The sequence below is a fragment of the Streptomyces sp. NBC_00236 genome, from assembly GCF_036195045.1.
In the GTDB taxonomy this organism is placed as follows: domain Bacteria; phylum Actinomycetota; class Actinomycetes; order Streptomycetales; family Streptomycetaceae; genus Streptomyces.
Window position 1 is genome coordinate 1,449,368 of sequence record NZ_CP108100.1, and the last position, 15,580, is coordinate 1,464,947.

The window sequence follows — 15,580 nt, forward strand, 5'->3', positions numbered from 1 at the left end:
CTCAGATGATCCCGAACAGGAGTCCGGCGCCGAGCACCACCAGGGAGGTGAGCGCGGCCCACTTGACGGTGAAGCGGGTGTGGTCGCCGAACTCGACCTTGGCCATGCCGACGAGGACGTAGACGGCGGGCACCAGCGGGGACGACATGTGCAGGGGCTGGCCGACCAGGGAGGCGCGGGCGATCTCCAGCGGGGAGACGCCGTGGGCGGCTCCGGCCTCGGCGAGCACCGGCACGACTCCGAAGTAGAAGCCGTCGTTGGACATGAAGTACGTCAGCGGGATGCTCAGCACGCCGGTGACGAGGGCCATGTGCGGCCCCATGCCTTCCGGGATCGCGCCGACCAGCCAGTCGGCCATGTGGTCGACCATGCCGGTGCCGGTGAGTACGCCGGTGAAGACGGCGGCGGCGAAGACCATGCCGGAGACGTTGAGGACGTTGTCGGCGTGGGCCGCGATCCGGGCCCGCTGGTCGGGCATGTGGGGGAAGTTGACGGTGAGGGCGAGGGCCGCGCCGAGGAGGAAGAGCACCGGGATCGGCATCAGTTCCATGATCATCGCGGTGAGCAGGGCGATGGTGAGGCCGGCGTTGAACCAGTAGAGCTTCGGCCGCAGGGTGGCGCGGTGGGGGTCGAGGCCCTTGAAGCCCTCGTCGGCCCCTGCCTCCGCCTCCTCGTCGGGTGCCGCGCCGCCCGCGCCTGCGGAGCCCGTGCCCTTGCGCAGGCGGTCGCCACCGCCGCCCGAGGCGACGAGAACCGGCTCGGATTCCGTGACGGTGACGGTCGCCGGGGCCCCGTCGAGAGTGAGAGTGCCGAGCCGCTTGCGCTCACGCCGGCCGAGAACCACGGCCAGCAGGATCACGGCGAGCAGTCCGACTCCGAGCGCCGGGATCATGGGGACGAAGATGTCGCCCGCGTCCAGCTTCAGGGCGGTGGCGGCGCGGGCCGTGGGGCCGCCCCAGGGAAGGGTGTTCATGACGCCGTTCGCCGTGGCGGCGACTCCGGTCATCACGACCAGGCTCATCTTCAGGCGCTTGTAGAGCGGATACATCGCCGAGACGGTGATCATGAAGGTGGTGGAACCGTCACCGTCCAGCGAGACGATCGCGGCGAGCACCGCCGTACCCACGACGATCCGCATGGGGTCGGCCTTGCAGAAGCGCAGGATGCCCCGGACGATCGGGTCGAAGAGCCCGACGTCGATCATCACGCCGAAGTAGACGATCGCGAACATCAGCATGGCGGCGGTCGGCGCCAGGTTGCCCACGCCTTCGATGACGTAGTCGCCGAGGTGCGCGCCCTTGCCCACGGCTACGCAGAAGAGGGCGGGGATCAGCACGAGCGCCGCGATCGGCGACATCTTCTTCATCATGATCAGGACCAGGAAGGTCGCAATCATGGCAAAGCCGAGGATGGTCAGCATATGGATACCTATCGTTCACCCTTGAACTCCCACCGGAGCCGGCGGTGCGGATGACGTTAGGGCGCGCCATATGGCGTTAACAAGACGTTGACATGCGAGCAATACGAGCAAAACCCCAGGTCAACGCGCGGGGCAACGCACAGGTCAACGCGAGGGTCAACGCTCGGGTCAACGAGAGGGTCAACGCGCAGGTGCCACCGTGACGGGGATGGCGTTGAGCACGGCGGTGCCGGAGAGCGGGTCGAGGCGGCTGCCGTCGAGGAGCTGGTTGACGTTGACGCCGGGCTGCGCGGAGGCGACGGACATCCGGGTGCCGGGACGGTTGTGTCCCCAGCCGTGCGGGAGGCTCACCACACCGGTCCGCACGCCGTCGGTGACCTCGACCGGGACCGTGAGCTCGCCGCCGTCCGCGGTGACGGTGGCGGGTGCGCCGTCGGTCAGTCCGAGCCGTGCCGCGTCCTCGGGGTGGATCTGGAGGGTGCAGACGTTCGATCCGCCGCGGAGCGCGGCGACGTTGTGCAGCCAGCTGTTGTTGGAGCGGAGATGGCGGCGGCCGACGAGGACGAGCGCTTCGGGGTCGGTACGTCCGTCGAGGGCGCGGCGCAGCCTCGGCAGATCGGCCGCGATCGGGGCGGGGAACAGTTCGACGCGCCCGCTCCGGGTGGTGAGGACCTCCGGGACGCGGGGAGCGAGGGGGCCCAGGTCGATGCCGTGCGGGTGGGCGAGCAGCCGCTCCAGGCTCAGCCCGTCGGGGTCGGCGCCGAAGCCCTCGCCGTACGGGCCGAGGCGGAGCATCAGGTCGAGGCGCCGCTCCGCCCCGGTGCGGCCGGTGAGTTCGGCGGAGATGCCGGCGGGGTCCCGGCCGTGGACGGGTGAGAGCGGGTCGGCGACCGCCTTGCCGAGGGCCCGGTCGATGATCATCGTGTCCACGGCGTCCGGTTCCGCGCCGTGCGTCCCGGAGACGGCGAGGACGAGCCGGGCAAGGATCTCGGCCTCGTCCATCAGGCCTTCGCCCAGCGGCAGGGCGGGGCGGGTGTAGCGGACCTGGTTGCGCACCGCCAGGGTGTTGAACGCGAAGTCGAAGTGGGCGCTCTGCGAGGGGGGCGGCGGGGGCAGCACCACGTCCGCGTGACGGGAGGTCTCGTTGAGATAGGGGTCCACGCTCACCATGAAGTCGAGCCCGTCGGCCAGCGCGGTGTCGAGCCGGTCGCCGTCGGGCGCGGAGAGCACGGGGTTCGCCGCCAGGACGATGAGCGCGCGGATTCGTCCCTCGCCCGGGGTGCCGATCTCCTCGGCCAGTGCGGACATGGGCAGTTCGCCCTTGGCCTCGGGGTGCCCGGAGACCCGGCTCGCCCACCGCCCGAGGGCGAATCCCTTGCCGGGTGCGGCGGGGCGCGGGGCCCGGGCGGTCGCGGAGAGCGGGAAGAGGGCGCCGCCGGGACGGTCGAGGTTGCCGGTGAGGACGTTGAGGACGTCGACGAGCCAGCTGGCGAGGGTGCCGTGCTCGACGGTGCAGCTGCCGATGCGGCCGTACACGGCGGCGGTGGGGGCGGCGGCCAGCTCCCGGGCGAGGGTACGGATGGTCGCGGCGTCCACGTCACAGGCCGCGGCGACGGCGTCCGGGGTGAAGTCACGTACCGCGTCGGCGACTTCGTCGATGCCCTCGACGTGGTCCGCGAGCGCGCCGGGGTCGGTGAGCTTCTCCTCGAACAGGACGTGCGCCATCGCGGCGAGAAGGAGGGCGTCGGTGCCAGGGCGGATGGCCACGTGCCGGTCGGCGAGGCGCGCGGTGCGGGTGCGGCGCGGGTCGATGACGGTGAGGCTGCCGCCGCGGCGGCGCAGCGCCTTGAGCCTGCCGGGGAAGTCGGGGGCGGTGCACAGGCTGCCGTTGGATTCGAGGGGGTTGGCGCCCAGCATCAGCAGGTGGTCGGTGCGGTCCAGGTCCGGCACCGGAATGCTGTTCGGGTCGCCGAAGAGCAGCCCGCTGGAGACGTGCTTGGGCATCTGGTCCAGGGTGCTCGCGGTGAACAGCGACCGGGTGCGCAGGGCGGCGAGCAGGGCGGGCGGGTAGAGCGCGCCGGCCATGGTGTGCACGTTGGGGTTGCCGAGGACGACGCCTACGGCCTGCGGCCCGTGCGCCTGCGCGAGAGCCGGCAGGGCGCGGGCGATCGCGTCGAAGGCCTCGCTCCAGCTGGCCTCGGTCAGCACGCCGTCCTTGCGGACGAGGGGGGCGCGCAGCCGGTCGGGGTCCTCGTCGAGACCGCCGATGGAGGCGCCCTTGGGGCAGATGAACCCCTTGCTGAACACGTCCTCCCGGTCGCCGCGGGCGCCGGTGACCCTGGCCCCCTCGATGGTGAGGGTGAGTCCGCAGGTGGCCTCGCAGAGCGGGCAGATGCGCAGAGCGGTGCGGGAGCTGCTGGGGTCGTGCGACATGGGCCCTCCCGGGCGGCGGCAGCGGTGGCGCGCGGACATGAGCAAGCACGGCCGAGCATACCGACCGGTACGCATGCTGGGGAGGTGCGGGGACGACAAGGTTGCCGCGGGGCCGGCCCGGCCAGGGCCTCCCGTTCGCATCCGGCCGGATCAGGGAGCGGGGTCCGGTGCGTGCGGTTGCAAGGCGGAGGAGGGAGTCACTGCGGAGCGTTGGCGACCGACGACAACACCGCAGGTGCGCGCACCGGACCCCGCGGGCCCGGCACGATCCGAACGAGAGGCCCTACTCCAGTACGCGCGCGAGGTAGGCCCGGAGCAGCACCCGGGTCTCGGCGACGATGGCCCGGTCGCCGGACGGGTCGGTGCGGAACGCGAGTTGGAGCAGGGCGTCGGCGGCCTCCACGCAGACCAGGATGGAACGCAGCAGATCGTCGTCGGGTTCGCGGTCCAGATGACCGGCGAGCAGTTCGGTGAGCCTGCCCGCGACGCGCTGGTTGGCGTCGTCGGCCGGGTCCCCGTCGGGCGCGGGGGCTCCGAAGTCGATGAGGGAGAAGCCGGGGACGGCGCTCTTCATCGCCAGGTACTCGTCGAGTACGGCGTCGATGGCGCCGCGCCAGTCGCCTGCCGGGATGGTGACCAACCGGCCGGTGATCCGCTCGGCGTAGCTGTCCAGGTTACGGCGGGCGAGGGCGTCGGCGAGGGCCCGCTTGTTGGAGAAGAACCGGTAGACGGAGCCGATGGGAACTCCGGCGCGCACAGCCACGGCCCGGGTGGAGAGCTGCTCGTAGCCGGTTTCGTCGAGGAGTTCGGCGCAGGCGTCGAGTATCCGGGCGAGGCGCTCGGCGCTGCGCTGCTGTACGGGGGCGCGGCGGAGGTTCGTGTTCGCATGGGGCACGGGTTCCATGATGCCGTGGGCCTCCTCGGCGAGGGGCGGGGGTGCACCGGACTGGCGCCGGGGCCGGGCGCCCCGGCCTCAGGCTCCAGGGCGGGGACGCACCGGACTCAGGCGATGAGCAGGGCCAGTCCGCCGATCGTGTACGCGACCATCAGGACCAGGAGCGGCAGTTGTCCCGCGACGGCGCGGCCGGGCGGGAAAAGCCGGACGGAGCGGTCGTGGGCGGCGACGACGCCGAGGACATGGCCGAGGACGATCGCGAGGACCTGGAGCGTGGCGACGCCGCCCGGGGTCAGGGGCGGTTCGGACGGTTCGGGATTGTCAGTGCCGAGTGCCATCATGACGGTACGTGGCCCTTCGGTGACGAAGAGTGTGAAGTAGTGGGCCACCAGATAGCCGAGGGCGATCGGCACGAGGGAGTGCGCGAAGGCGGTGAGGGGGTGCGGCAGTTGGCCGGAGAGAAGCCGGGTGGCTCCGGCGCACAGGGCGTAGAGGGTGGCGACGAGGGCGACGGCGCCGAGGAGCCCGAGGGTGGCGGTGGTGGTACGGCCCAGGGCCGAGGTCTGGACGGTGGTGATCCAGGAGGGCGCGTCGGAGAAACCGTCGTAGGCCGTGGAGCCGAGCATCACGCAGACGGTGGCGACGAGCCCGGGGAGCTGGGGCGTGGCGTCGAGTCCGTTGAACGGGGAGCGCAGGACGAGGCGGCGGTCGGCGGGGCGGCGGCCGATCGGCGAGAGCCGGGCGAGGAGGCCCGAGTAGACCTCGAAGGCGTCCGCGTGGTCGAACCAGCGGGCGCCGTACAGGGCGGCGCCCGCGAGCTGGGCGGCGGAGTAGAGGGCGAGGAAGAGGAGGAGGGCGGTGGGTGAGGCGGGATCGGGGGCGACGAGTTCGAGCCAGGTGAAGGCGAGGAGCCCGGCAGCAGCGGGCCACATCCCCAGGCGTGGGGGCAGGGTGCGGCCGGCCGCCGGGTCGCGTCCGAATGCGCGGCAGGCGAGGAGGTGGAGGGTGCGCAGCGGATTGAGCAGCCGCCAGACGGGACCGAGCAGCAGGGAGGCCGGCACGAGCCCGACCCACAGGAGTACGTAGACGGCTCCCGGGGCCGGGTTGCGGTCCGGGTCGGCCGGGCCGAGGGCGAGGTACAGCACGACCAGGAGCGCGGCGGCCAAGCCGAGCACGCGGGCCGCGACGCGGGTGGGGCGGGCGTCGGCCGCGCGCTGGACGGCGGCCGGCAGGGGGCGGCCCGCCCGGTCGCCGCGGAACCGGGAGTCGGACCAGAGCAGGCCGAGCGCGAGGAAGGAGACGAACAGCGCGGCGAAGGCTCCGGCGAAGGCGTAGAAGGGCGACAGGGGCAGGTCGTGCTGGGCGCCGATGCCGTGGGCGAGGACGCTCACGGCATCGGAATCGTCGAGGGCCGTCACCGTACGACGAGTTGGGTCAGGAGCAGGTCGGACTCGTGTGTCTCGACCTCGAAGAGCCCGGTGCGGTCGGCGGTGAAGGTGAGGGTGACGGTCCGGCCGGCTGGCAGCCGTGCCTCCTTGTCGTAGCCGTGTACGTGAAGGGTGTCGGCGCGGTCGCTGCGGACCTGGAGGCGCACGGTCCGGCCCTTCTTGACCTCGGTGCGCCCGGGGGCGGGACTGACCTTGCCGTCGCGGACGGAGATCTCCACGGTGGCATCGGGGGTGCGTGTGGGTGTGGGTGTCGACGTGGCGCCGCCGAGCGTGGCGGTGGCCTGGACAGGGGCGGCGTCGACCGCCCAGGCGGTGTGGTCGTCCGCGTAGAGGCGGGCGGTCAGCCGGGTGCCGCCCCCGGAGGCGCCCAGGAGCGACTCGGGAAGGTGGAACCAAAGGCCGTAGACACGGGCGAGGGGGTGGTCGTCGAGGAAGAGCCGGGCGTGGCCGCGTCCGAGGAGTGCGGCGCCGCCGACGCTGTCCGGGGTGAACCGGAAGTTCCGTACCGTGAGGTGGACGTTCCAGCCGTCCTCCGAGTCCGGGCGCACGGCCAGGTCCACCTCGGGCGCGTCCTGGGCGTCGACCTGGCGCAGCCGGTGGCCGGAGCCGTCGTCCGCGGTCAGGAGCCGGCCGTTGCTGCCGGTGGCCTGCTCATGGCTGGTGCCCGGCTTGTGATGGGTGGTGGCCCGCCCTCCACAGGCGTTCGCGCCGAGCAGGAGGGCGGCGGCGAGCAGCGAAAGGGCGATGCGGCGGCCGCGCCGCCGGGCCGGAGCGGCCCGGCCCCGGAGCCCGGCCGGCGCCATCGCCGTCGCCGTCGCAGTCGCCATCGCCGGCGCCATTGCCTGCCCCTGCCCCTGCCTTCGCGCCTGCGCCTGCGCCGAGCGCCGCTTCACGACGGTTCTCCGTCCGGGGCGGTGGCCGGTGACGTGGGCGAGGCCGGCGTGGTGGCGCTCTCCGGCGCCGACACACGTTCCGCATCGCTGTCCGGGGCCGGCTCCGGCTCCGCCGGCTCCGGCGTCGCCTTCGCCCGCTCACCGTGCCGGGCGGCGGCCACGACGGCCCACACCACCCAGATCAGGCCGAGCAGCCCCCGTACCCAGGCCGGGCTCAGCGGGATCCACGGGATCATGAACACGCCCTTGTCCAGTGCGTCGAGCAGCGTCAGCCCGCCCAGCGCCACCGTGGTCCAGCCCAGCCCCGGCCGCTCCCGGCGCAGCACCAGCCCGATGCCGGCCCACCAGAGCCCCGTCAACAGCAGCGCCAGGGCGGGCACATAGGTGGCGGCGAGACCCATGGTCGAGCCGGCCACGTCCAGGCCGAGGCCCAGCAGACCGAGGAGCGTGGCGGCCGTCGCGAGCCTGCTGGAACGGAGCCGCCGCCACCACAGCACCCCGCCCACCAGCACCAGCACCACCGCGATCCCGAGGGAGGCCTGCACCTCGATGCGCTCGATGCCGCGCGCCCCGTACCAGTCGCAGCCGGCCGGCAGTCGGCGCGCCTGCACGTTGTAGTCGGCGCAGACCAGCAGTTGGGCGAGCTTGACGGGCTCCCCCACCAGCCGGTCGGTGCCGCCGGTGACGGAGCCGCGCCCGGATCCGCACGAGGGCAGGGAGCGCGGAGTGGACGCGCCCGCGTCGGACTGCCAGCAGTTGCCCGCCCCTTGGCCGTCCCACCACACATCGGTGCCGTTGGGGCGCGAGCGGCCCTGCTTGTCGGTGCCGAGGTGGTTGTTCGCGTACCGGTTGTGGTGCGAGGTGTCGGTCTGCTTGCCGAGGGCGTCCTCGCCGCGGATGAAGGCGGGCACGGCGCTCAGGAAGAAGGCGGCGCGCTTCTGCCCGTACACCCAGTTGTTCTCGTAGAGGTTCCAGTTGCCTCCGGCGGTGATGATGCCGGTGCCCGGAGGCATGGAGATCTGCGGGCAGACCACCCCGTCCTCGTATCCGCGCTCGACGGGTGGCTTGGCGCAGGTGCCGTCGGCGACGTACGGGTAGTAGTCGGCGTTGTTGTCGTGGATCAGGTTGCGCTCGAAGCGGGCGTGGTTCTGCGGCAGCCCGGGGTGTCCGGGGAAGGCGCTGTCCATCGAGGCGCCGCCCATGTTGTGGTCGAACTCGTTGTCGTGGACGTAGACGGAGTCGCCCGCCGTGCCCGAGTAGCCGACCATGTTGTGGTGGCTTCGGCAGCCGGTGATCTCGATCGAGTAGCGCGGCACCTCGTAGCCGTAGCCGTCGTTGATGTCCGACGCGCTGCCCGGGTAGATGCCGGAGTCGCCGTTGCCGTAGGACTCGCAGTTCTTGTACAGGCCGTGGTCACTCGCGAAGGTCAGGAAGCCGTACTCGTCGTTCCACCGGGTCAGGACGTCGTCGATGACGAAGCCGTCCTGGGCCAGGATGTACAGCGAGTTGAACGTGGTGCGCTGGGCGGTGAAGTTCTTGAAGTAGACCCCGTCCGAGCCGTCCGCCCGGACCGCGTTGAGCTTCTGGTACTTGGCGTCGATGACGACGTCCGACCGCGCGGCGCCCGTGCCCTCGATCTGGAGGTCCTTCTTGCCGAGGATCGCCACCAGGTTCTGGTTGTGCGGGCACTTCGCCTGCTGTTCGTAGCTCAGGATCTGGTAGCCGAGTTGCGAGTCGGGGGCCTTGAGCCGGGCGCACTCCCCCTTCGGCGCCGGGAGCGAGGGCTCCTCCTCGTAGAGGCCGGGCAGGATCGCGATGTTCTTCCCGGGCCCCGTGACGGCGTCGACGGCCTGCTGGAGATGGCGGTAGCCGGACTTCTGGCACCGGTCGAAGAGCGTCAGGTTCCTGGCCCGCAGGGCGTCCGGGAAGCCGGATATCCGGCGCTCGAAGTCGGCCCGGTCGCTCTTGCAGACCAGGAGATCGGGTTCGCCCGTGCGGTACGCGGGAACGCTGCCGGTGCCGTCGGGCAAGGTGACCGGCCGCTCCTCGTGCGCCTGGGCGGCCGGGGCCGCGAGCAGGGCGGCCGCGAGCGCCGCCAGAACCAGCAGAAATCTTCGTGTCCACGACATGAGCCGGAGAGTAGAGCATTGTTCATCTTCTGGAACCCCCCTGTGCCGCACGAATGCCGTTGACTCCCGGCCCTTCGATTCCTACGGTTAAGCATAGGATTCCAGGATTCTCATGCACCGGGAGCACATATGAGCGGCATCGAGCAGGCGCGGAAGACTGCGGAAGGGCTCGCGCACTCCGCCGGATTCGGCAATCAGCACAGCTCGGAAGCGGTGCCGGGAGCGTTGCCGCACGGCCGCAACTCGCCGCAGCGCGCCCCGCTGGGGCTCTACGCGGAGCAGCTCAGCGGTTCGGCCTTCACCGAGCCGCGCGTCCACAACCGCCGCTCCTGGCTCTACCGGATCCGCCCCTCCGCTGCCCACCCGCCGTTCACCCGGACCGACAACGGCGCACTGCGCACCGCCCCGTTCACCGAGACCGTTCCGGACCCCAACCGGCTGCGCTGGGACCCGCTCCCGGAGCCCGCGCCCGGCACGGACTTCCTTTCCGGTCTGTGGACGCTGGGCGGAAACGGCAACGCCGCCGAGCGCAGCGGCATGGCCGTGCACCTCTACGCCGCCAACACCGCCATGACCGACCGGGTGTTCAGCGACAGCGACGGCGAGCTCCTCATCGTCCCCGAGCACGGCGGCCTGCTGCTGCGCACCGAACTGGGCCTGCTGCGCGCCGAACCGGGCCATGTGGCACTGATCCCGCGCGGTGTCCGCTTCCGGGTGGAACTCCTCGACGCCACCGCCCGCGGCTACGTCTGCGAGAACTACGGCAGCCCCTTCGTCCTCCCCGACCTCGGCCCGATCGGCGCCAACGGCCTGGCGAACGCACGGGACTTCCTCGCCCCGGTCGCCGCGTACGAGGACGTGGAGCGCCCGGTCGAGGTGGTCAACAAGTACTGCGGCAACCTCTGGTCGGCGACGTACGACCACTCGCCGCTGGATGTGGTCGCCTGGCACGGCAACCACACCCCGTACGTCTACGACCTGCGCCGGTTCAACGTCATCGGCTCGATCAGCTACGACCACCCGGACCCGTCGATCTTCACGGTGCTGACCTCGCCCTCGGACACCCCCGGTCTGGCCGGGGTCGACTTCGTGGTGTTCGCGCCGCGCTGGCTGGTGGGCGAGGACACCTTCCGGCCGCCGTACTTCCACCGCAACGTCATGAGCGAGTACATGGGCCTGATCGAGGGCGCTTACGACGCGAAGACGGCAGGCAAGGGCGGCTTCGTGCCCGGCGGCGGCTCCCTGCACAACATGATGTCGGCACACGGACCGGACCGCGAGACCTTCGAGCGGGCGAGCACGGCGGAGCTGAAGCCGCAGAAGATCGACGACGGTCTGGCGTTCATGTTCGAGACCCGCTGGCCGGTCATCGCGACCGGGCAGGCGGCGACGGCCGGACATCTCCAGCACGGCTACGACGACGTGTGGCAGGGTCTGAGCCGCAACTTCAGGCCGTAAGGGCCCCGTGCCACTCCAGGCCGCAAGGGCCCCGTGCCGCAGCGACGACGAATGCAGGTGACCCAGGTGCCGCAGCCCTCTCCGACGCCCCCCACGGCCCAGGGAGCCGCCTTCGCGCCCGACTCGCTGGTCCTGAACCGCAAGCTCCCGCTGTGGTACCAGGTCTCGCAGTCGTTGCGGGCCTCGATACTGGGCCGCACCGCGGACGCCACCCTGCGGCTGCCGACCGAGGAACAGCTCGCGGCGCACTACGGCGTCAGCGTCCTCACGATGCGTCAGGCGCTCAAGGAACTGGAGACGGAGGGGCTGATCAGCCGGCACCGGCGGCGCGGCACGTTCATCGAGCCCCGCGCACGCCGGGTGTCGCCGGTGCGGCTGATGGGTTCGATCGACGCGATCGTCGCCCAGCAGTCGGGCGAGCGCACCACCCTGCTCGAACACGGCCCGTCCCCGGTGCCGGGCGATGTCGCGGAGTACTTCCCCGGCTGCACCGAAGTCGTCGGATACCGGCGCCTGCGGTGCGAGGAGGACACCGGCGAGCCGACCAACTGGGCGCAGAACTGGGTCCGTCCGGAGGCCGCGGCCGGGATCGACCCCGCCGATCTCGAACGCTGGCCGATGACCAAGGTGCTGCGCGACCGCGCCGGCGTCCCGATCGCCAGGATCACCGACACGGTCGAGGCCCGGCTCGCCGACCCGGCCACCGCCGGGCTGCTCCGGGTCCCGCTGCTCAGCCCGATCCTGTACTACACGGGCGTGGCGTACGACGAGAGCGGCCGGGTGGTCGATGTGGCGCAGATCCGTTACCGGGGCGACCGGTTCTCCTTCTCGGTCACCGTGGAGACCCACTGACGGCAGCGGCGGCCCCGGGGGCCGGCAGGCGCCCTGCCGGGACCCGTGGCGGCGCCGTTACGATGCCGGGGACGGCGGCAGACGTGGCGACGGGGAGGACGACACGGTGGCAGCTCCGGCAGCGGCCGGCTCCGGCGAGGGCCCGCACAGCCCGCTCCTCGACGACCTCATGCCCTGGTCGGTACGGCCGCTCAGGACCGGGCGCCCCTGGGTGACCGCCCCCGACGCGGGCTCCCTCAGGGCCCGCTGGGAACGGCTCGTCCGGGCCCCTGACACCGAACGTGAGCAGCTTTTCGGGCCCACCCGCACGCACAGCCCGCAGACCCCGGTGGCGGCCCTGCCCGGGCAGTCCACCGGCACCGGCCGGTTCGCCCGTGAGCCGGGTCCGTGCCCGGAGCCGGTACGGATCCTGCACGGGCCGTACGACGAGCAGTGGCTGCTCCCCGACCACCGCCTGATCGACGTGGCCCGGCCCGAGCTCTGGCGGGTCGCCGACGGGCAACAGCTCTTCCTCCTCGAGCACGGCCGGGTGCCCCAGGACACCGGCCCCGCCCTCTCGGTGACCGCACTGCTCCCCGACGGCCACTCCCCCGCGGGGCGGCCCGGCCGGATCCGTCCGCTGTTCCGGCGCCCCGGCGGCGGCGAACCCAATCTGGCCCCCGGACTGCTCGGCCTGCTGCGGGCCCGCCACGGGGACACGGTCACCGCCGAGTCGGTACTGGCGTGGATCCTCGCGGCGGCCCGCCGCACCCCGGACGGCTGCGCGGTGCCGCTGCCCGCGGACACCGCGCGCTGGTCGGCGGGCTTGGAGCTGGGGCACGAGCTGCTGCGGGTCCAGTTGCGCGGGGCCCGGGGCGGGGAGCGCCCCCGGCTGCCGGGCGGGCGACGCCCCTACGTGCGGGCCGCCGTGCCGCCCGCCCCGTCGGAGCTCTCCTACGATGCCGAGGAGCAGGTGCTGAGCCTCGGTACGGGCCGCATCTCGCCGGTGCCCGCCGGTGCGTGGGAGTTCCGGGTGGGCGGCGTACGGGTGCTGGAGCTGTGGTTCGGGCGCCGGACGGCGGCGCCCGGGGCCGGCGGCCTTGAGGCCGTACTGCCCCGCGCCTGGCCGCAGGAGTGGACGTCGGAGCTGCTGGAACTGATTACGCTGCTCGCCCTGCTCGCCGAACTGCGGCCGCGGCAGGAGGAGCTGGCGGACGGTCCGGAGATCGGCGTGCCCGAACTGCGGGCGGCGGGTGTGCTTCCCGTGCCGGTGGCGGCCCGGCGTCCGGCATCCGTGCTCGACCACCAGGAGGAGGGCCCGGACGGCCAGTTCGCGCTGCTGTGAACCGGACCGTTCGACGCGCCCGCCCCACACGCGGCCGAACAACTCCAGCACCCGCCCCACACGCGGCCGAACGACTCCAGCACCCGCCCCACACGCGGCCGAACGACTCCAGCACCCGCCCCACACGCGGCCGAACGACTCCAGCACCCGCCCTACGCACGGCCGAACGAGTCCAGCACCCGGGCGAGCGCCCGGTCGAACACGGCGTCCAGATCGATCGGTCCGGGATCCTCGGCGAATCCCGCCGCCATCCGCGGGTACTTCCCGGTCATGATCTGGCTGATCAGGTACCCGGTGCGGGCGGCCTGCTCCTGCTCCTCGGACCAGGGCAGCGACCGGCTGCGCTCCGCCGTGGCGATCTCGTTGGCGGTGTAGGTGGTGACCACGCCGTTGAGCATGGCGATGAGTTCCATCTTCTCGCCGAACCGCGCGTCGAACCCGTCCAGGCAGCTCAGCGCGTACTCCAGGTACCGCAGGGCGTTCGGGCTGAACCCGTACACCGGTGACATCAGCCGGGGCACCCAGGTGTGGCGGTGCATCATCCCCCGGGCCTGGTGGGCGAGGGCGAGAAGATCGGCGCGCCAGTCACCGGACGGGTCCGGGAGGTCGTAGCCGGCGCTGACCGCGTCGAGCATCAGCTCGTACAGGTCCTCCTTGCGCGGGACGTAGTTGTAGAGCGACATGGTGCCGCAGCCGAGTTCGGCCGCCACCTTCCGCATCGACACCGCGTCGAGCCCTTCCGCGTCCGCGATGCGCACGGCGGCCGCCGCGATGTCCGCTCGGCTGAACGCGGGCTTGGGACCACGCCCCGCACGCTCGGGACGCGCCCAGATCACTTCCGGTACTGCGGGTCGCCCCACCATTGATCATCACCTCGGTCACCATGGTAGTTACGTACACCGTACGTAGTGCGGTACCGTTGCGGCATGACAACTACGTACGCTGTACTTAGTGAAGGTCTGGAGAAGCGCTACGGTCACGTCCACGCGCTGCGCGGCCTCGATCTGGCCGTCGCCGAAGGCACCGTCTGCGGGGTGCTGGGGCCCAATGGCGCCGGCAAGACCACCGCCGTCCGCGTCCTCACCACGCTGACCGCACCCGACGGCGGCAGCGCCCGGATCGCGGGCCACGACGTGGTGCGGGAGGCCGGGGCCGTACGGGCGGCGATCGGCGTCACGGGGCAGAGCGCCTCCGTCGACGGCGAGCTGTCCGGCCGGCAGAACCTGCGGCTCTTCGCCAGGCTGCTCAAGTACCGGGGCGAGGCGGCCCGCACCCGGTCCGACGAGCTCCTCGAACGCTTCGAACTGACCGACGCCGCCGACCGCCCGGCCCGCACCTACTCCGGCGGGATGCGCCGCCGCCTGGATCTCGCCGCCAGCCTGCTGGCCCGCCCCCAGGTGCTGTTCCTGGACGAGCCGACCACCGGACTCGACCCGCACAGCCGCAACCAGATCTGGGCGGCGGTACGGGAGCTGGCGGGCCGCGGCACCACCGTCCTGCTCACCACGCAGTATCTGGAGGAGGCAGATCAACTGGCCGACGACATCGTGCTCGTCGACAGCGGGCGGGCCGCCCACAGCGGCAGCCCCGCCGAACTGAAGGCCAGGATCGGCAGCTACGCCGAAGTCGTCGTCGCGCACGCGTCCGCGCTCGGAGCCGCCGCGGCGGTGCTGGACCAGCTGACGGGCGCGGAGCCGGTGCTCGACCACGAGCGCCGCACGGTGGGCGCGGTCGCCACGGACCCCTCACTCACCCTGCCCCGGATCGTCCGCGAACTGGACGCGGCGGGTGCGGCGGTGATCGACGCGAGCCTGCGCCCGCCCACCCTCGACGAGGTCTTCCTGCGCCTGACCGGCCGCAGCACCCCCATCAAGGAGACGGCAGCATGAGCACCGACGTACTCGTGACGGAACGACGGAGGGCGGACGCCACCGCGCCCGCGCACACACCCGTCGCGGACGGCCTGGCCGTGCTCGGCCGCCATCTGCAGCGGATCAAGGCGGCCCCGGGCGTCCTGATCCTCACCCAGACCATGCCGATCACGATGCTGCTGTTCTTCGGGTACGTCTTCGGCAGCGCCCTGGCCGTCCCCGGCCAGGAGTACCGCGCCTTCCTGGTGCCGGGACTGCTGGCGGCAACCGCGGCGAACGGCATCATGACGGGCATGTTCCAGTCCGCGCAGGACTGCCACCGGGGCGTGATGGACCGGCTGCGCACCCTGCCGATGAGCCGGTCCGCCGTTCCGTTCGGGCAGACCGCGGCCGATGTGCTGACCACGGCCGTCGGCCTGGTCCCGCTGATGCTGGTCGGCCTCGCCGTGGGCTGGCGGATCGAGGGCGGCCCGGCCGCCGCGGTCGGCGCGTTCGGCCTGCTGCTGCTGTTCCGGTTCGCGACGTCATGGGTGGGCTGCTGGCTGGGGCTCCTGATCCGGAACGAGGAGGCCGCCGGGCAACTGGGCGCGGCCACGTTCATCCTGCCGCTGCTCTCCAGCGCGTACATCCCGACCGACAACCTGCCGGGCTGGCTGCGCACGCTCGCGGAGTGGAATCCGATCAGCGCCGTCGCGGCGGCCGCCCGCGACCTCTTCGGCAACGCCGCACCGGCCGCCGACGCCGCCTGGCCGGTCGCCCACCCGGTGGCCGGAACGCTGCTCTGGTCGGCGGTGCTGCTCGCGGTCGCCGTACCGCTGTCCGTTCGCCTCTACTCGCGCGGCGGCGAATGACGGCAC

At 72.3% G+C, this 15,580-nt stretch carries 12 protein-coding genes; 5 read left to right on the forward strand and 7 right to left on the reverse strand.

The window, feature by feature from the left end; genetic code table 11:
• Position 1 precedes the first annotated feature (1 nt).
• The 6 genes from OG446_RS06360 to OG446_RS06385 form a co-directional block, all read right to left on the reverse strand.
• On the reverse strand, positions 2-1,420 hold the full coding sequence (locus tag OG446_RS06360; RefSeq protein ID WP_328893100.1) for a CitMHS family transporter: 1,419 nt from the start codon (positions 1,418-1,420) through the stop codon (positions 2-4).
• Between the two features lie 180 nt (positions 1,421-1,600).
• A complete protein-coding gene (locus OG446_RS06365) occupies positions 1,601-3,853 on the reverse strand; it encodes a molybdopterin-dependent oxidoreductase (RefSeq protein WP_328893101.1) in 2,253 nt (750 codons plus the stop codon).
• Positions 3,854-4,136: 283 nt separating this feature from the next.
• Complete coding sequence (locus OG446_RS06370) at positions 4,137-4,757, reverse strand: TetR/AcrR family transcriptional regulator (protein WP_328893102.1); 621 nt, start codon at positions 4,755-4,757, stop codon at positions 4,137-4,139.
• A gap of 98 nt (positions 4,758-4,855) precedes the next feature.
• The gene (locus tag OG446_RS06375) at positions 4,856-6,139 is read right to left on the reverse strand and encodes a hypothetical protein (protein ID WP_328893103.1); all 1,284 of its coding nucleotides are present in this window, start codon (positions 6,137-6,139) and stop codon (positions 4,856-4,858) included.
• Between the two features lie 23 nt (positions 6,140-6,162).
• Positions 6,163-6,999 (reverse strand): hypothetical protein, encoded by an 837-nt coding sequence (locus OG446_RS06380; RefSeq protein WP_328898212.1) that lies wholly within the window; start codon positions 6,997-6,999, stop codon positions 6,163-6,165.
• Positions 7,000-7,085: 86 nt separating this feature from the next.
• Positions 7,086-9,218 (reverse strand): right-handed parallel beta-helix repeat-containing protein, encoded by a 2,133-nt coding sequence (locus tag OG446_RS06385; RefSeq protein ID WP_328893104.1) that lies wholly within the window; start codon positions 9,216-9,218, stop codon positions 7,086-7,088.
• A 129-nt stretch (positions 9,219-9,347) separates the two neighbouring features.
• Between OG446_RS06385 and hmgA the strand changes: the two genes are divergently transcribed.
• The 3 genes from hmgA to OG446_RS06400 all read left to right on the forward strand — a co-directional run bounded on the left by hmgA (position 9,348) and on the right by OG446_RS06400 (position 12,852).
• Positions 9,348-10,676, forward strand: a complete 1,329-nt coding sequence (gene hmgA, locus OG446_RS06390; RefSeq protein WP_328893105.1) for a homogentisate 1,2-dioxygenase — start codon at positions 9,348-9,350, stop codon at positions 10,674-10,676.
• A gap of 51 nt (positions 10,677-10,727) precedes the next feature.
• The gene (locus OG446_RS06395) at positions 10,728-11,528 is read left to right on the forward strand and encodes a GntR family transcriptional regulator (RefSeq protein ID WP_328893106.1); all 801 of its coding nucleotides are present in this window, start codon (positions 10,728-10,730) and stop codon (positions 11,526-11,528) included.
• Between the two features lie 106 nt (positions 11,529-11,634).
• On the forward strand, positions 11,635-12,852 hold the full coding sequence (locus OG446_RS06400; RefSeq protein WP_328893107.1) for a type ISP restriction/modification enzyme: 1,218 nt from the start codon (positions 11,635-11,637) through the stop codon (positions 12,850-12,852).
• Between the two features lie 152 nt (positions 12,853-13,004).
• Here the strand turns inward: OG446_RS06400 and OG446_RS06405 are convergent, their stop codons facing one another.
• Positions 13,005-13,715, reverse strand: coding sequence for a TetR/AcrR family transcriptional regulator (locus tag OG446_RS06405; protein WP_328893108.1), 711 nt, complete (start codon positions 13,713-13,715; stop codon positions 13,005-13,007).
• 63 nt (positions 13,716-13,778) lie between these two features.
• Between OG446_RS06405 and OG446_RS06410 the strand changes: the two genes are divergently transcribed.
• Together OG446_RS06410 and OG446_RS06415 are read left to right on the forward strand one after the other, a co-directional pair.
• Entirely contained in the window at positions 13,779-14,741 is a 963-nt protein-coding gene (locus OG446_RS06410; protein ID WP_328893109.1) for an ATP-binding cassette domain-containing protein, read from the forward strand.
• Entirely contained in the window at positions 14,738-15,574 is an 837-nt protein-coding gene (locus OG446_RS06415; RefSeq protein WP_328893110.1) for an ABC transporter permease, read from the forward strand. The genes OG446_RS06410 and OG446_RS06415 overlap by 4 nt, the downstream gene beginning before the upstream one ends.
• The last annotated feature ends 6 nt before the right edge of the window (positions 15,575-15,580 follow it).